The 16692-nt window shown below is 69.5% G+C and carries 16 protein-coding genes and 1 tRNA gene; 5 read left to right on the forward strand and 12 right to left on the reverse strand.

Annotated features, from left to right (window positions below; all coding sequences use genetic code 11):
• Positions 1–10 precede the first annotated feature (10 nt).
• The 4 genes from BKA18_RS17405 to dnaK are packed head-to-tail and all read right to left on the reverse strand — an operon-like array spanning position 11 to position 4192.
• On the reverse strand, positions 11–463 hold the full coding sequence (locus tag BKA18_RS17405; protein WP_006604632.1) for a heat shock protein transcriptional repressor HspR: 453 nt from the start codon (positions 461–463) through the stop codon (positions 11–13).
• A 1-nt stretch (position 464) separates the two neighbouring features.
• Positions 465–1637, reverse strand: coding sequence for a molecular chaperone DnaJ (gene dnaJ, locus BKA18_RS17410; protein ID WP_366046993.1), 1173 nt, complete (start codon positions 1635–1637; stop codon positions 465–467).
• 45 nt (positions 1638–1682) lie between these two features.
• Complete coding sequence (gene grpE / locus BKA18_RS17415; RefSeq protein WP_366046992.1) at positions 1683–2342, reverse strand: nucleotide exchange factor GrpE; 660 nt, start codon at positions 2340–2342, stop codon at positions 1683–1685.
• The gene (gene dnaK, locus BKA18_RS17420; RefSeq protein WP_006604629.1) at positions 2339–4192 is read right to left on the reverse strand and encodes a molecular chaperone DnaK; all 1854 of its coding nucleotides are present in this window, start codon (positions 4190–4192) and stop codon (positions 2339–2341) included. Before dnaK ends, grpE begins: the two co-directional genes overlap by 4 nt.
• 288 nt (positions 4193–4480) lie before the next feature.
• Here dnaK and BKA18_RS17425 point away from each other — a divergent pair, with 288 nt between their 5' ends.
• Positions 4481–6748, forward strand: coding sequence for a (Fe-S)-binding protein (locus tag BKA18_RS17425; RefSeq protein WP_366046991.1), 2268 nt, complete (start codon positions 4481–4483; stop codon positions 6746–6748).
• A gap of 173 nt (positions 6749–6921) precedes the next feature.
• Positions 6922–8247 (forward strand): FG-GAP repeat domain-containing protein, encoded by a 1326-nt coding sequence (locus tag BKA18_RS17430; protein WP_366046990.1) that lies wholly within the window; start codon positions 6922–6924, stop codon positions 8245–8247.
• Positions 8248–8319: 72 nt separating this feature from the next.
• On the opposite strand, the gene BKA18_RS17435 is transcribed toward BKA18_RS17430, so the two are convergent.
• Positions 8320–8487: a hypothetical protein gene (locus BKA18_RS17435; RefSeq protein WP_366046989.1), complete on the reverse strand. Its 168-nt coding sequence runs from the start codon at positions 8485–8487 to the stop codon at positions 8320–8322.
• Between BKA18_RS17435 and BKA18_RS17440 the strand changes: the two genes are divergently transcribed.
• Together BKA18_RS17440 and BKA18_RS17445 are read left to right on the forward strand one after the other, a co-directional pair.
• Positions 8480–9043: a GNAT family N-acetyltransferase gene (locus tag BKA18_RS17440; protein ID WP_366046988.1), complete on the forward strand. Its 564-nt coding sequence runs from the start codon at positions 8480–8482 to the stop codon at positions 9041–9043. The genes BKA18_RS17435 and BKA18_RS17440 overlap by 8 nt on opposite strands.
• 99 nt (positions 9044–9142) lie before the next feature.
• Positions 9143–10081, forward strand: coding sequence for a Yip1 family protein (locus tag BKA18_RS17445; RefSeq protein ID WP_366047068.1), 939 nt, complete (start codon positions 9143–9145; stop codon positions 10079–10081).
• Between the two features lie 109 nt (positions 10082–10190).
• Here BKA18_RS17445 and BKA18_RS17450 read toward each other — a convergent pair whose 3' ends face one another.
• The 4 genes from BKA18_RS17450 to BKA18_RS17465 form a co-directional block, all read right to left on the reverse strand.
• The gene (locus BKA18_RS17450; protein WP_429638340.1) at positions 10191–11774 is read right to left on the reverse strand and encodes a ricin-type beta-trefoil lectin domain protein; all 1584 of its coding nucleotides are present in this window, start codon (positions 11772–11774) and stop codon (positions 10191–10193) included.
• A 247-nt stretch (positions 11775–12021) separates the two neighbouring features.
• Positions 12022–12519, reverse strand: a complete 498-nt coding sequence (locus BKA18_RS17455; RefSeq protein ID WP_040898916.1) for a phosphoribosyltransferase — start codon at positions 12517–12519, stop codon at positions 12022–12024.
• 92 nt (positions 12520–12611) lie between these two features.
• Positions 12612–13187 (reverse strand): dCTP deaminase, encoded by a 576-nt coding sequence (dcd, locus tag BKA18_RS17460; RefSeq protein ID WP_006604621.1) that lies wholly within the window; start codon positions 13185–13187, stop codon positions 12612–12614.
• Between the two features lie 155 nt (positions 13188–13342).
• Positions 13343–13501: a hypothetical protein gene (locus BKA18_RS17465; protein ID WP_006604620.1), complete on the reverse strand. Its 159-nt coding sequence runs from the start codon at positions 13499–13501 to the stop codon at positions 13343–13345.
• 258 nt (positions 13502–13759) lie between these two features.
• On the opposite strand from BKA18_RS17465, the gene BKA18_RS17470 reads away from it, so the two are divergent.
• Positions 13760–13833, forward strand: a tRNA-Gly gene (locus tag BKA18_RS17470).
• 51 nt (positions 13834–13884) lie between these two features.
• Here the strand turns inward: BKA18_RS17470 and BKA18_RS17475 are convergent.
• The 3 genes from BKA18_RS17475 to repSA are packed head-to-tail and all read right to left on the reverse strand — an operon-like array spanning position 13885 to position 16660.
• The gene (locus tag BKA18_RS17475; RefSeq protein ID WP_366046987.1) at positions 13885–15045 is read right to left on the reverse strand and encodes a tyrosine-type recombinase/integrase; all 1161 of its coding nucleotides are present in this window, start codon (positions 15043–15045) and stop codon (positions 13885–13887) included.
• On the reverse strand, positions 15045–15260 hold the full coding sequence (locus BKA18_RS17480) for an excisionase family DNA-binding protein (RefSeq protein WP_366046986.1): 216 nt from the start codon (positions 15258–15260) through the stop codon (positions 15045–15047). The genes BKA18_RS17475 and BKA18_RS17480 overlap by 1 nt, the downstream gene beginning before the upstream one ends.
• A complete protein-coding gene (repSA, locus tag BKA18_RS17485) occupies positions 15257–16660 on the reverse strand; it encodes a replication initiator protein RepSA (RefSeq protein WP_366046985.1) in 1404 nt (467 codons plus the stop codon). The genes BKA18_RS17480 and repSA overlap by 4 nt, the downstream gene beginning before the upstream one ends.
• Between the last annotated feature and the right edge of the window lie 32 nt (positions 16661–16692).

Here is a 16692-nt window from a genome sequence, read left to right on the forward strand (position 1 = left end):
GGCCGGCCCGCTACTCGGACCGCTTGGGCCGCCAGACCACCAGCGCGCTGGTCTGCTGCACATCCTGATACGGCACCAGATCGCGCCGGTAGGAGGCGTGCACCGCCGCCTCCCGCTGCTGCATCGCGCTGGCCGCGCCCTCCAGGGCGCCCTGGAGCTCGGCGACCCGCTGTTGCAGGGCCGCGACCTGGTTCTCCAGCTCGATGATGCGCTTGATGCCGGCGAGGTTGATGCCCTCGTCCTGGGACAACTGCTGCACCGTACGGAGCAGTTCGATGTCCCGGGCCGAATAGCGGCGGCCCCGCCCGGCCGTGCGGTCGGGCGAGACCAGCCCCAGCCGGTCGTACTGCCGAAGGGTCTGCGGATGCAGGCCGGAGAGCTGGGCCGCGACGGAGATGACGTACACCGGCGACTCTTCGGTCAGTTCATACGGGTTACGACGCTGCCCGCCCCGGCTGTCCATCTCATGCTCCCTTCGCGGCCTGGAACAGCTCCGTCCGCGGGTCCGGGCCCGCGGTCGCCTCGCGATACGACTCCAGCGACGCCTTGGCCTCGTCGCTGAGATCACCGGGGACCAGCACCTCGATGGTGACCAGCAGATCACCGCGGGTGCCGTCCTTGCGGGTCGCTCCCTTGCCGCGGGCCCGCATGGTGCGTCCATTGGGGGTGCCGGCCGGCAGCTTCAGCGTCACCGGCGGACCGCCCAGCGTCGGCACCTTGACCTCACCGCCGAGGGCGGCCTCCGGGAAGGTGACCGGCACCGTGAGGGTGAGGTTGTCGCCCTTGCGGCCGAAGACCGGGTGGGCGTCGACATGCACGACCACGTACAGATCGCCGGCCGGGCCGCCCTGCTCGCCCGGGGCGCCCTTGCCGCGCAGCCGGATGCGCTGCCCGTCGGAGACGCCCGCGGGGATACGGACCTGCATCGTGCGGGCACTGGTGGCGCGCCCGCTGCCCTTGCAGACCTCGCAGGCGTCCTGGGCGATCAGGCCCCGGCCCTTGCAGTCGCCGCACGGATCGGTGAGCGAGAACCCGCCGCCCGTGCCCCGGCTGACCTGGCCGGTGCCGACACAGGTCGGGCAGACCCGCGGCGTACCGTTTTTGTCGCCGGTGCCCGAACACGCCTTGCACGGCGCCTGGCTGGACATCCGCAGCGGGACCGTGGCCCCGTCGACCGCCTCGGTGAAGCTGAGCGTCACCTCGGACTCGATGTCCTGGCCGCGGCGCGCATGGGTACGGGTACCGGCACCGCCGCGGTTGAACAGGCCGCCGAAGACATCGCCCAGGCCGCCGCCGAAACCGCCGCCCTGGCCCTGGCCCGGCGAGCCCCCGAAGAGGTCGCCCAGGTCGAAGTTGAAGCTGCCGCCGCCCCCGCCGGGTCCCGGCCGGAACCCGCCGTTGCCGAACAGCGCGCGCGCCTCGTCGTACTCCTTGCGGCGCTTGCTGTCGCCCAGGACGTCGTTCGCCTCGGAGATCTCCTTGAAGCGCTCCTCGGCCTTGGCGTCGCCCTTGTTGGCGTCCGGGTGGTACTCGCGGGCCAGCTTGCGGTACGCCTTTTTGATCTCCGCTTCGGTGGCGTCCTTCGGGACGCCGAGGACCTTGTAGTAGTCCTTCTCGACGAAGTCCTTGGTGCTCATCCCCGACGTCCCTCCTCCCGCGCGGTCTTCTTTTCTGTGCTCACGTCAGCCCTCGTCCGGGCCACCGCTCTCCTCGTCCGAAGCCGCGGCGCCCTTGACGTCGTCATCGGATCCGGACTTGGCGCCCTGCGCGCCCGGCTGCGGCTCGGCGACGGCGACCCGCGCGGGGCGGATCGTTCGTTCACCGATGCGATACCCGGGCTGCAGGATCGCCACGCACGTCGTCTCGGTGACATCCGGTGCGTACGAATGCATCAGCGCCTCGTGGATCGTCGGGTCGAAGGGCTCGCCCTCCTTGCCGAACTGCTGCAGACCCAGCTTGGCGACCACGGTCTCCAGCGATTCGGCCACCGACTTGAAGCCGCCGACCAGTTCGCCGTGCTCACGGGCGCGGCCGACGTCGTCGAGCACGGGCAGGAGCTCGGACAGGAGGTTCGCCGCGGCGATCTCCTTGACCGTGACCCGGTCCCGTTCCACCCGACGGCGGTAGTTCTGGTACTCCGCCTGGAGCCGCTGGAGGTCCGTCGTGCGCTCGTTGAGCGCCGTACGCACCTGGTCCAGCTGCGCCTGGAGCCCTACGTCGGTTACGTCCCCGGCCGGGGCCGAGCCCGCCTTGTCGGCGGACTCGGCCTGCGCCGCGTCTTCGGGAGCGGCGTCAGAGGGGACGTCGGGCTTCTCTTCGAAGCCCGGGGTCTCCTCCGTCACGCGGCACCATCCTTCTTCGGCTTCTCGTCGTCGACGATCTCGGCGTCCACGACGTCGTCCTCGGCCTTGGCCTGCTCACCGGCGGCGCCCTCGGCACCCTCGGCGGCCTGCGCACCCTGGGCGTCGGCGTACATGGCCTGGCCCAGCTTCTGGGAGACGGCCGCGACCTTCTCGGTGGCGGTGCGGATCTCGGCGGTGTCCTCGCCCTTGAGCTTTTCCTTCAGCTCGGTGAGGGCTTCCTCGACCTCGGTCTTGACCTCGCCCGGGACCTTCTCCTCGTTGTCCTTGAGGAACTTCTCGGTCTGGTAGACGAGCTGCTCGGCCTGGTTGCGGGTCTCGGCGGCCTCGCGGCGCTTGGTGTCCTCGTCCGCGTACTGCTCGGCCTCCTGGCGCATCCGGTCGACCTCGTCCTTCGGCAGCGAGGAGCCGCCGGTGACGGTCATCTTCTGCTCCTTGCCCGTGCCCAGGTCCTTCGCGGTCACGTGCATGATGCCGTTGGCGTCGATGTCGAAGGAGACCTCGATCTGCGGGACCCCACGGGGGGCCGGCGGCAGACCGGTCAGCTCGAACATCCCGAGCTTCTTGTTGTACGCCGCGATCTCGCGCTCGCCCTGGTAGACCTGGATCTGCACGGACGGCTGGTTGTCCTCGGCCGTCGTGAAGATCTCGGAGCGCTTGGTCGGGATCGTGGTGTTGCGCTCGATGAGCTTGGTCATGATGCCGCCCTTGGTCTCGATACCGAGGGACAGCGGGGTGACGTCCAGCAGGAGGACGTCCTTGACCTCACCCTTGAGGACACCGGCCTGGAGGGTGGCGCCGATGGCGACGACCTCGTCCGGGTTGACGCCCTTGTTGGCGTCCTTGCCGCCGGTCAGCTCCTTGACGAGCTCGGCGACGGCCGGCATACGGGTCGAGCCGCCGACCAGGACCACGTGGTCGATCTCGGACAGGTTGATACCCGCGTCCTTGATGACGTTGTGGAACGGCGTCTTGCAGCGGTCCAGGAGGTCCGAGGTGAGCTGCTGGAACTGCGAGCGGGTGAGCTTCTCGTCCAGGTGCAGCGGGCCCTCGGCGGACGCGGTGATGTAGGGAAGGTTGATCGTCGTCTCGGTGGAGGACGACAGCTCGATCTTCGCCTTCTCAGCGGCCTCGCGGAGGCGCTGGAGCGCCATCTTGTCCTTGGACAGGTCGACGCCGTGGCCGTTCTGGAACTGCTTGACCAGGTAGTCGACGACGCGCTGGTCCCAGTCGTCACCACCGAGGTGGTTGTCACCGTTGGTGGCCTTCACCTCGACGACGCCGTCGCCGATCTCCAGGAGCGAGACGTCGAAGGTACCGCCACCGAGGTCGAAGACCAGGATGGTCTGGTCGTCCTTCTCCAGGCCGTAGGCCAGGGCGGCAGCGGTAGGCTCGTTGACGATACGCAGGACGTTCAGGCCCGCGATCTCGCCGGCCTCCTTCGTGGCCTGACGCTCGGAGTCGTTGAAGTAGGCCGGAACGGTGATGACCGCGTCCACGACCTTCTCCCCGAGGTACGCCTCGGCGTCACGCTTGAGCTTCTGCAGGATGAAGGCGCTCATCTGCTGCGGGTTGAAGCCCTTGCCGTCGATGTCGATCTTCCAGTCGGTGCCCATGTGGCGCTTGACCGACCGGATGGTCCTGTCGACGTTGGTGACCGCCTGGCGCTTCGCGACCTCGCCGACCAGCACCTCGCCATTCTTGGCGAAGGCGACGACGGACGGCGTGGTCCTGGCGCCCTCGGCGTTGGTGATGACGGTGGGCTCACCGCCTTCGAGAACACTGACGACGGAGTTCGTCGTGCCCAGGTCGATGCCGACCGCACGTGCCATTTCAATTCCTCCAGCTGACTTGAGTGGAACAGGCTCAACAGTGCAGCACCGAGGAAAGCCTGTCAACAGAGGTGAGTCGGTGCCGCTCAACTTTTATATCGCGCTTATCGTCACCACGTCATCACAAGGACGCCCGCAAGGCCGCAGAGGGTTGCCTTCGCGACGCAGATCACCGGCCGGGCGGCTTCATGGCGCCCGGGAGAATGGGTAACCTCAGCGCAGACCCGAAAAGTTACCGCTTAGTAGTTCCGCTCAGTTTTCCGCTCTCGCAGGTTCGAGGAGCCACCCATGCAACTCGCCGCGATCATCGTGTCGCTGGTCCTAATCGCGGTCGGCGTCGCGCTGTTCGGCCGTGCCCTCCTGCAGATCTACCGCTTTGTGCGGCTCGGTCAGCCGGTGCCCGCCGGCACCCGGACGGACGATCCGAAGCAACGCACGATCACGGTGGTCAAGGAGTTCCTCGGCCACACCCGGATGAACCGCTGGGGTGTCGTCGGGGTGGCGCACTGGTTCGTGGCGGTGGGCTTCTTCTCCCTGCTGCTGACGATCGTCAACGCCATCGGCCAGCTCTTCCAGGCCGACTGGCTGATCCCGGTGATCGGCGACTGGCTGCCGTACGAGATCTTCGTCGAGTTCCTCGGCCTGACGACGACGCTGGGCATCGTGACCCTCATCGTCATCCGCCAGCTGAGCAAGCCCGGCAAGGCGGGCCGCAAGTCCCGCTTCTCGGGCTCCAACTTCGGCCAGGCGTACTTCGTCGAGGCCGTCATTCTCATCGTCGGCGTGTGCATCATGACGCTGCGCGCCCTGGAGGGCGTCCAGCACGGCGTGGACCACTTCGAGATCGGGTTCTTCGCCTCGTACCCGCTGATCGTGGCCTTCAAGGGGCTCAGCCTCACCGCGATCCAGAACATCACCTACCTCGTCGCGGGGATCAAGATCGCGACGTCCTTCATCTGGATGATCACGGTCGCCCTCAAGACCGACATGGGCGTCGCCTGGCACCGCTTCCTGGCCTTCCCCAACATCTGGTTCAAGCGCGAGGCGTCCGGTGACGTGGCGCTGGGTGCGCTCCAGCCGATGACCAGCGAGGGCAAGGCGATCGACTTCGAGGACCCGGGCGAGGACGACCAGTTCGGCGTCTCGCAGATCGAGCACTTCTCCTGGAAGGGCATCCTCGACTTCTCCACCTGCACCGAGTGCGGCCGCTGCCAGTCGCAGTGCCCGGCCTGGAACACCGGCAAGCCGCTGTCGCCGAAGCTGCTGATCATGGCGCTGCGCGACCACGCCCACGCCAAGGCTCCGTATCTGCTCGCCGGCGGCGGCAAGACCATGGAGGGCGAGGAGAAGGCGAGCGCGGAACAGCTCAAGGACGTTCCGGCCGCCGCGCTGGCCGAGGCCGAGCGCCCGCTGGTCGGCACCCTCGAAGAGGGCGGGGTCATCGACCCGGACGTGCTGTGGTCCTGCACCACCTGCGGCGCCTGTGTGGAGCAGTGCCCGGTCGACATCGAGCACATCGACCACATCGTCGACATGCGCCGCTACCAGGTCATGATCGAGTCCAGCTTCCCCAGCGAGGCCGGCACGATGCTGAAGAACCTGGAGAAGAAGGGCAACCCCTGGGGCCTGGCCAAGAAGCAGCGCCTGGCGTGGACCAAGGAGGTCGACTTCGAGATCCCCGTCGTCGGCAAGGACGTCGAGGACCTCACCGAGGTCGACTACCTCTACTGGGTCGGCTGCGCCGGCGCCCTGGAGGACCGCGCCAAGAAGACCACCAAGGCCTTCGCGGAGCTGCTGCACATCGCGGGCGTGAAGTTCGCGATCATGGGCGGCGACGAGGCCTGCACCGGTGACTCCGCCCGCCGTCTGGGCAACGAGTTCCTCTTCCAGCAGCTCGGCCAGCAGAACGTCGAGATGCTGAACATGGCCTTCGGCGAGGACAGCGAGGACGAGTCGACCAAGAAGCCGGCGGCCAAGAAGAAGATCGTCGCGACCTGCCCGCACTGCTTCAACACGATCGCGAACGAGTACCCCCAGCTGGGCGGCGAGTACGAGGTCATCCACCACACCCAGCTGCTGCAGCACCTCATCGACGAGGGCAAGCTGATCCCCGTCACCCCGGTAGAGGGCCTGATCACGTACCACGACCCCTGCTACCTGGGCCGCCACAACAAGGTCTACACCCCGCCGCGCGAGATCATCGCCAAGGTGCCGGGCCTGCGGAACGAGGAGATGCACCGCCACAAGGAGCGCGGCTTCTGCTGTGGCGCCGGCGGTGCGCGGATGTGGATGGAAGAGCGCATCGGCAAGCGCATCAACAACGAGCGCGTCGACGAGGCCCTGTCGCTGAACCCCGACATCGTCTCGACGGCCTGCCCCTTCTGCCTCGTCATGCTGACCGACTCGGTCAACGGCAAGAAGAACGACGGCAAGGCAAAGGACTCCATCCAGGTCGTCGACGTCGCCCAGCTGCTGCTGGACTCCGTCAAGACCCCCGTCGACCCGGCGGGCGACGAGGAGTCCGAGGACGCCCCCGAGCCGGAGCCGGTGCAGTAACCGCACGGTCACGAGCGTTGGCCGGCGGCCGGTCCCGGGAGGTGCACGGGGCCGGCCGCCGGCGTTATCCACAGGCTGTGCGGCCGGCGTTGCGGGGCGGCCGGACCGCCGGGGATCATCAGGTTCGGCGAATCACGACACGACGACAGCGCTACGAACGGGGTGGGGACGGCATGCGAGGACGGTCTGCCGCGGCAGCAGGGCTCGGGCTCGCGCTCGCCCTTCTCCTCAGCTCCTGCGGCCCGCTCTCCTCCTCCGGTGCCGGCCGCCCCGCCGCCCGGCACCGTGCCTCCTCGCTCCCTGCCGCGCGCCCCGTCCCCGCCGGCCACGGCAGCCGGACCGCCCATGACTTCAACGGGGACGGCCATCCCGACCTCGTCGTCGACAGCCTGCTCGCGCCCGCCAAAGGCCATGACGACGACCCCGGCATCGGCATCGTCTACGGCTCCGCGCACGGACTCGCCCCGGCCACCAGGGAGTTGCTCACCCCGGCCCGGAACGCCGCGTCCATCGGCGGAGCCGTGCCCGCGTCCTTCGAGGCCGAGACCGTCTGCGATCTCGATCAGGACGGCTTCAGCGACCTCGTCGTCACCACCGACCCGCCATACGACGGCATCGGCCGCCCGCCCGTCCCCGTCCAGCTCCTCTTCGGCTCACCGCGCGGGCTCGGCGCCGGCCGCGCCGTGCAGCTCCGCATCCCCGACCGGGCGAGATTCGGCAACGAATGGCCCGACCAGCCGGTCTGCGGCGACTTCGACGGGGACAGCGCCGCGGACCTGGCCGTCACCGCCTCCGGCCCCCGGATCAGCTACCTCCGGGGCCCGTTCACCCGCACCGGCGCCCCCAAGGCAGCCGGCGCACCGATCAACGTCCCCGGCACCGCCCTGGCCACCGCGGCGCCCCTCTCCTCCGCCGCCGACCTCGATCACGACGGCGCCGACGACCTCCTCGTACGCGCCGCCGCCCCCGGCCACCGGGCCCGCAGCCGTCTGGCGCTCGGCAGCCCCCGGGGCCCGGTCCGCGCGGGCCCGGCCGCCTACCCGCCCGGTTACGCCACGGTCTTCGGCCACTTCTCCGCCGGCGGCCGGGGACCGACTCCCGTCACCGCCGGCACCGACGGCCTGCTGTCCGTCGCCGGCCGCCCCGGCACGCTCCGCACGGGGACGGGCGGCATACCCACCCTCGTCGCCGGCGAGGTGACCGGCGACGGCTACACCGACCTCGTCATAGGCGGCACCCGCCCCGCCCTCCTCGTCGGCTCCGCGAAAGGGCCGTCCGCCGTGCGCCGCCTCACGGTGCCCCGCCTCCCCGGGACCCGCCGCCCGCTCTCCACGGTTCTCGCCCTGACCGACTTCGACGGCGACGGCCATGCCGACCTCGTACTGCTGACCCGGCGCGGCCACACCCACGACAGGGTGACGGTCCACCCCGGCGGCCCGTCAGGCCTCCCCCCGCAGCCGGCTGTGTCGTTCACCACGGCGGACTTCACGACTCCCTGACCGGTTCATGACCATGAGTCAGGGGACCACGGCGGTCATTGGGGCGATGGGGCCGTGGGGGCCGACACCCAGTCAAAACACCCCCCTGACAATGAAGTTGCCCGCTCCCGAGGCGCGCCCCGACCATGACGACATGGACAGGAAAGCGCGCCCCCACACCGGCACGGCCCCCCACAGGGACACCGCCACCGCCGCCAGCAGCAACACCAGCACCACCGCCATCAACGCGAGCATGAACATGCCTGACACCCCGTACGCCACCGTCTCAAGCCCCGGCGCCCCACCGACTGCAGCCCCCACCGCGGCCCCCGCCCCGCCCCTCACCATCCGGCTCGCCATACCCACCGACACCCCGGCGATAGCCGCCATCCACCTGGCATCACGGCAGGTCACCATGCCCTACCTGCCGCCCCAGCGCCGTACCCATGACGAGGTCACCCGCTGGGTCCGGGAGATCGTGCTGCCGCAGTGTCACACCGTCGTCGCCGCCCGTGGACCGGAGCTCCTCGGCTATGCCGCCGTGCGGGGCGAGCTGCTCGACCAGCTCTATCTGCGCCCGGACGTCCGCCGCACCGGCATCGGCAGCCTTCTGCTCGCCGCGGCACGGCGGCACCGCCCCGACGGCCTGTCCCTGCATGTCTTCCAACTCAACGCGGACGCCCGGGCGTTCTACGCACACCACGGCTTCCGCGTCGTGGCCAGGGACGACGGCAGTGGCAACATGGAGAACCTGCCGCAGCTCACCCTCCGATGGACGCCGGCTTCCGTGCCGGTTCCCCGTCGGGGAACCCCCTAGGGGATGTCACAGGTCAGCAGCAAACCCGGCCCCGATCCCCCAGCTCGACCACCCCATCCCCGCGGACCAGGTACTTTCGAGTACGTGGCTGGATTCAGGATGGGTCGCGGACGGGATGCCCGCCCCGCGCAGAACGGACAGCAAGGGCAGCAGGGGCAGCAGGCTCCGTACGGACAGCAAGGGCCGTACAGACAGCAGCCCCCACCGCCGCACGGGCAGTGGCAGCAGCCACCGCAGCAGTACGGCGGCGGGCCGCAGGGACAGCCGCGCGGTCAGCACGGCGAGCCCGAGTACTTCGGCGACGGCGGCTACCACCCCCAGCAGTCCTACGCGCCGTACACGAACGACAACAACCCAGGTCACACCCAGCAGTTCAGCGTCGGCGAGGCGCCGGACGCCTACGGCGCGCAGCCGGGCGGGTACGACAACGGCCCCGACGGCCAGTACGCGGCCGGCGGCACCTACCGCGCCGGGCAGACCACCGCACCGCCGGCCGGCCCCAAGCTGCACTGGAAGCAGCTGCTGTCCGGCATCGTGCTGCGCCCCGAGGCCACGTTCTGGCAGATGCGCGACCACGCGGTCTGGGCCCCCGCACTCCTCGTCACCTTCATCTACGGCCTGCTCGCGGTCTTCGGCTTCGACAAGGCCCGCGCGGACGTGCTGAACGCCACGCTCTCGAACAGCATCCCCTGGGTGCTGATCACCGCGGTGATGTTCATCATCGGCAGCCTGATCCTCGGCGCGGTCACCCACACGATGGCCCGCCAGCTCGGCGGCGACGGCGCCTGGCAGCCGACCATCGGCCTGGCCATGCTGATCATGACGATCACGGACGCGCCCCGGCTGCTCTTCGCCATGTTCCTCGGCGGCGACAGCACCCTGGTGCAGGTCCTGGGCTGGCTGACCTGGCTCGCCACCGGCTATCTGCTCACCTCCATGGTGAGCAAGTCGCACGACCTGCCGTGGCCCAAGGCCCTCGGCGCCTCCGCGATCCAGCTGGTCGCCCTGCTCGCCCTGCTGAAGCTCGGCACGCTGTAACGCCAACCGGCCACGGGCAAGGGGCCCGCCCCGGAGCACACAAGCTCCGGAGCGGGCCCCTTGTCGTACGGGCGCACAGGGACCGGCCCCAGGAGGGACGTCGCCCGGCCTAGGCGAACCGCTGCCCGGCCGACCCGTCACACCCCTGCAGCCGCAGCGGTTCCTTCGCCGCCCCCAGCGTCAGGCACAGCGACGGCGCGGCGGCCGGCCGGATCGTGCCGCCGGCCCGTACGAACTCCTGGTTGGCCGCGCCCGAGCAGTTCCACAGCACCAGACCGGCCCCGGCCGCGTACCGGGCACCGGGCACGTCCAGACACCGGTCCTGGGTCAGCTCCACATGCACCGACCGCCGCTCCGGGTCGTACCACCAGCCCTGGTTGCGCCCGCCGTGGCAGGCCCAGCCGCCGACCGCCGTCCCGTTGCCGCTCGCGCCGCCGGCCGCATCCACACAGCTGCCCGTGGCAGCGTTCTTCAGCGGCCGGTACGCGTCGTCCCAGGCCCCCGCGTACAGCTTCGGCTGCCCGGTGCTCGCCGGATCGGCGCAGGACGCCTCCCGCAGCTCCGACGCATACAGCTGGGTCAGACACGAGGCGAACGCGCCGTGCCCGCGGGCGTTGGGGTGGAAGGACTGCCGCACCGAGTTCGCATTGGGCGGGAAGGGGTTGGTGAGGTTCACCCACAGCCCGCGGGCCCAGGTGTCCTCCATGCACACCTCGTGCCCGTGGAACAGCCGCGAGGCGTCCAGATAGGTCGCTCCCGTGTCCCGCGCGGCCGTCCGCATCCCCTTCTCGAACGCCGGCACGGCAGCATTGCGCCCCCAGCCCGCATCGGAGGTGTAGCCCGTACAACCGCCCGGCAGCTTCCCCGGGTAGTGCGGGTTGTCCGTCACATCCGGCCCGATCGGACTCGGATACGACATCACCACGAGCCGGTAGTCACCGTCCGCGTACCCGGCGTCCCGCATCACGGCCCGCAGATCGCCGACCGTCCGCTCGACCTTCGGCACCAGAGCGTCGACCCGCGCCTGCCAGCCCGGCCGGTACTTCGGCTCGCAGGTGCCCTGGAGCAGGAACCAGCGCTCCACGCAGTCCGTCATCACCGGCCCGAACTGCAGATCGTCATTGGCGCCCGCAACCAGCAGCACCATCTTCAGCCGCGTATTCCGCGCCTTGATCGCCAGATTGTCGCTCTGCACCAGCTCATCGGCGTACTGCTTGCTGCCACCGATCACGATGTTGCCGCTGGAGGCGCCCGAGCAGGCGGCGTTGTACGTCACATCCGCCGCGATCCCGGTCCGGTGGATCGCCGAGTCCGGTGACCGGTGACACCAGTTGTCCGGCCCGTCGGTACCCGGCTCGTACGTCCCGACGCCCTCCCCCGAGATCTCGCTGTCCCCCAGCGAGATCAACGCGGTCTTCCGCTCCCCGACCGGCCGCTCGGCCGGATCCCCGTACAGCCCGGCCGCCTCCTGCGCCCGAATCCTCTCCAGCTCGGGCGCCAGCGGCTTGGCGACCGGCCCGTCCCTCCCCACGGCCCCGCCCGCGGCGCTCGCCCCACCCGCCGCCACCGTGAACACCAAGGTCAGTGCCGCCGCCGAGGTCGCCACCACCGCCCGCAGCCGCCGCCCGGCACCCGCCCCGGACCCCGTACGCCACCCACGTAACGCCCCCCGCCCACGTCTCGCACGCACCATGGGGCCTCCCCTCCGGTCTGCTGTTACCGCGGGTTGTAGTCGCAGGCAGACCCGGACGGAACACCCGGAACGGGATTGGCCGGCTCCCGCACACAGCAGACCACCCGGCCCCCAACTCCCTTACGGAGAGCGGCGACCGGGTGGCGCAACGACGCAACGTGCACAGCGGGCATCCGCCCGCCTCACCTCAGACGTCGAGCATCCAGACGTCGAGCATCGAGACGTCGAGTGCTCACATGCCGATCCTTCAGGCGTCGAGTATCTGGCCCGCACGCCGCACCACGGGCGGCTCGACACTCCACGGAAAGTTGATCCACTCATCCGTGCGCTTCCACACGTACTCGCACTTCACCAGCGAGTGCGGCTTCTCATAGATCACCGCGCTGCGGACCTCCGCCACGGTCCCCTGGCAGAAGTCATGGACAAGCTTGAGCGTCTTACCGGTGTCCGCGACATCGTCCGCGATCAGCACCTTCTTCTCCGAGAAGTCGATCACGTTCGGCACCGGCGCCAGCATGACCGGCATCTCCAGGGTGGTCCCCACCCCGGTGTAGAACTCCACATTCACCAGGTGGATGTTCTTGCAATCCAGCGCGTACGCCAGCCCCCCGGCGACGAACACCCCGCCACGGGCGATCGACAGCACGACATCGGGCTCGTACCCGTCATCGGCGATCGTCTGCGCCAGCTCGCGGATCGCCCCGCCGAACCGCTCGTACGTCAGGTTTTCCCGCACGTCACTCACGTATCTCTCTCAGACCTTCTGTCTCCACGCTCTGCCACGCGCCCGCCCTGTGGAGCGCGCCCCCCGCACCGACGCGGCTGTGTCCTACCTGGTCATACCTGCGAACGGTGGAAGTTCTTGAACGACCGGGACGGCGTCGGACCGCGCTGCCCCTGATAGCGGGAGCCGTACTTCTCACTGCCGTACGGGTGCTCGGTCGGCGAGGTCAGCCGGAACATGCACAGCTGCCCGATCTTCATGCCCGGCCACAGCTTGATCGGCAGCGTGGCGACATTGCTCAGCTCCAGCGTCACATGGCCGCTGAACCCCGGGTCGATGAACCCGGCGGTCGAATGCGTCAGCAGCCCCAGCCGCCCCAGCGAGCTCTTCCCCTCGAGCCGGGACGCAAGATCATCAGGCAGCGTGATGACCTCGTACGTCGAGGCCAGCACGAACTCGCCCGGGTGCAGGATGAACGCCTCATCGCCCTCGGGCACGACCTCACGGGTGAGATCGCACTGCTCGACGGCGGGGTCGATGTGCGGGTAGCGGTGATTCTCGAACACCCGGAAATAGCGGTCGAGCCGCACGTCGATGCTGGACGGCTGCACCATCGATTCGTCATAGGGGTCGATGCGCACCCGACCAGCATCGATCTCGGCCCGGATGTCCTTGTCTGAGAGAAGCACGCAGACGAGGATACGCGCCCGCCCGGCCCCCCTCACACGAAGAGGGCCCGGCCCCCCATCAGGGAAGCCGGGCTCCAGACCATTCCTTATCGCTTCTGCTCGTTCCTTCTGCTCGCCGCTGCCGCTCGTCCGGCGTGCCGCCGCTCTACCGGTCGCTACCGCTTTGCGTACTCGACGGGCACCGAGTGCCGCAGCCGAGCACAGCGCGGGCAGCGCAACAGCCGTCCGGGGCCGAGCCGGTCGGTGGTCTGCATCGGGAACGAAGCGGTGCTGAACACGTGGCCCTCGGCACAACGTACGACGGTGCGCTCCATCAAGTCCCTCTCCCAACTGCGTGGACAACAAAAGCCACATTAGGGGATGAACTGGGCGCCCTCACAGGCGGCACTCCGATGCCCAACCGTACGCCTCAACTCCCGCACCCCGCACCCGCATCCCACCCGCCGAGCCACGCCGGACCCACGCCCCCGGCACGCCCCCACACAGCCTCGCGGGCATGCCAAATGCACCACGAGGTGGCGATGGGGTAGAGTGTGCGACGATGTTCCGCTCTCCAGCAGAGTCGGAATCACGCGGGTGTAGTTTAATGGTAGAACATGAGCTTCCCAAGCTCAGAGCGCGGGTTCGATTCCCGTCACCCGCTCCATAGTTGAGGCCCAGGTCGGAGACCTGGGCCTTGTTTGTTGTCTAGACCGCGCTAGGCGTCGCGCACCAGATCCGCACCAGAAGGCTTCTGAGCGGGCTTGTCGCGGGCAGCTCGTACGAGGGCGTCCAGTCCGCTCGCGACTTCCTGTTGCCGCTCAAGATCCGAGTGCTGGTAGATCAGCGCGGCCTTCTCCGACGACTGGCCGGCACGGACCATCGTGTCTTTGAGGGTGGCCCCGGATCGGGTCGCCAGGGTGTGACCGGTGTGACGAAGGTCGTAGAAGCGGAAGCCCTCCGGCATGCCGACGAGCACCCGAGCCTTGCGCCACTTCCGCCCGAAGCTGGACCTCCGGAAGGGCTTGCCCTTCTCCCCCACGAACAGCAGCCCGTCCGGGCCCTTCTCCGCGTACCAGTCGAGGTGGCGCCGGAGGTCGGTCCGGAGGAACGCCGGCAGGACGACAAGTCGCTTGCCCGCATCCGACTTGGTGTCGTCAGGGGCACGACGGCCGGTCGTCAGCTCGGGGGCGGCCATGCGGACGCGAATGGTCATCTCGTCCAGGTCCACGTCCTTACGCCGCAACTCGGCCTGCTCCTCCGGCCGCATGGGACCGTACGCGCCGAGGAAGACCATCAGACGCCAGCGAGGCCCGAGGGCGTTGGCGAGCGCGTCAACCTGGTCGACGGTGGCGATTTGGCGTTCGGAGGCGGACTCCTTGCCAGCGCCCCTGATGCGGCAGGGGTTGCGGCGGATCAGCTCGTCGTCGACCGCGGTCTCCATGATGGCTTTGAGGAGCCGGTAGGACTTGGCGACGGTCGTGGCGGCCCCGGTGGTCGACAGCCGTTCGGTGCGCCAGGTGCGGACGCGGGGTGCGGTGATCTCGTCGAGGTCAAGGCCCTCGAAGGTGGGCAGGATGTGCAGCCGCAGGAGCCGCCGGTACAGCTCGTCCGTGGTGGCGGACAGGCCGCGCTCCTGCACCCACTGGAGTGCGTACTCCTTGAAGTTCACCGCACCGGCGTCCGGGTCCTGCCAGTTCCCGCGCGTGAGATCGGCCTCGATCTGCGAGAGCCAGACCTCGGCGTCCTTCTTGGTCTCGAAGGTCTCAGCTGCGCGGAACTCTTCGCCATCCGGTCCCCGATAGCTCGCGGTCCAGCGGCCGGACCTGTACTGGCGCACTGCGCCGAAGCGCCGGCGGGTGCCCTTGGCGTTCCCCATCAGGCGGCCCTCCCGAGGCGTGAGCGGTGACGAAGACGGACGGGCTGAACGGTGTTCCCCTCGATGTACGCCACCAGGACGCTTTCCGGGATGCGCACGTGGCTGCCGATCTTGACGAAGGCGATCCGGCGTTCGGCGATGAGCCGGCGAGGGAAGCGGGCGGTGGTACCGAGGCGTTCGGCGGCTTGATCGACGTTGAGCAGGAGGTCGGTCACGCTCGTTCCCCTTCCTGGGCGAGGGCTTCGCGGGCGGTCTCACGGTTGAGCTGGATGTCGCGGGCGATGGTGGCGGCGAGGGCGGATTCGCCGGGGGTGTGGCCGTGGCCGACGTACTGCCAGTCGGTCAGGACGAGGACGGTGTCCGGCTCCGGGGCTTCGAGGCCGAGGGCTTCACGCTCCTGGGCGGCGCGGAAGTCGGCGCGGGCCGCGCGGAGCTCGCCGAGGGTGGTCGAGTAGCGGCGGGACTTGGAGGAGAAGTGACCGCGGAAGCCGAGCATGTGCGCCCAGGCCCAGAGGCGACGGTCCGGGTAGAGGGGGTCCAGGGTCTTGCATGCAGTGATCAGGCGGCGGGTGTGGTCGGGGACCTGGTGGCGGTCGAGCTCGGAGAGTTCGCCGATGCGCCGGTCGAGGGTGCCGGTGGTCTCGGCGGCCTTGGTCGCATACTTCGCCACGTAGGAGGCGACGGCCTGTTCGGTGATGTCGGAGTCGTCGCCGAAGGCTTTGACGGGCTGTACGTCGAGCTGTGTGCCCCAGTGGAAGGTTCGGGTGGGCTGGTCGCCGGCGGCCGGGACCGTGACCGAGGTGTAGGAGTGCCCGGCGGCGGCGCGGATCGAGTTGGTCAGTAGGTCGACGCTTGCCCAGGACGGCGGGGGTGTTTCGGGTCCGTGTGGTCCGTCGATTCGGATCACGGCATGGAAGTGAAGGGCGCCGCGCTTCTGGAACTCGGCGACCTTGCCGTAGGACAGGCGGGCCGATTCCTTGAGGTCGCGTTGGGTGAGGCCGGCGCGGGCGGCCAGTTCGCGGCGGAGTCGGGTGGTGAAGCGTTGCCAGAGGTCGCCCGCGTGGTTGTTGAACAGGACGGCGGCTGCGTAGTCGTACGTCTCGGGGTCGAGGGCGGTGCCGAGCTCTGCGTCGTCCGCGCGGTGCTGTGTGCCGCAGCGGCAGATGCCTCGGTCAGGCCGGTTGTGCACCGGGCCGAAGGACGGTGCGGTGAGGGTGGCGAAGACGCGGGGGTGGGCTCGGACGGTGGCGGGGATGTCGCGGCGGTCGTCGCCGGCCAGGCCGGCGCGGATCAGGCGGTAAGTATCGCCTGCGTACGTCCAGGCGCAGGCGGGGCAGCGGGAGGCGCGGCGGTTGCCGCAGGCGAGGCGGAGTCGTCCGCCCGGTTCAGACGCGGTCGTGTAGCGGTGCAGGGTCTCGCCGGACATGCGGTCCTTGGTGACGGTCCAGCCGGCGAGGTGGATCGGGTCGGAGCAGCCGCCGGTGCGGTGGATCTGGTCGGCCCAGCGGTCGTAGTCGGGGGCCGAGGCCACTCTCAGCAGGTCGCCGAGGGTGGTCGGGTCGAGGAGCGGGGCAGGCACGGGTGACCTCCCGCGTACGCGGGTGCGGTCGGTCATGATGGGGGTTCCTTCCGGATCTGTGGTTCGGA

Source organism: Streptomyces auratus, assembly GCF_050433025.1.
GTDB classification, from domain to species: domain Bacteria; phylum Actinomycetota; class Actinomycetes; order Streptomycetales; family Streptomycetaceae; genus Streptomyces; species Streptomyces sioyaensis.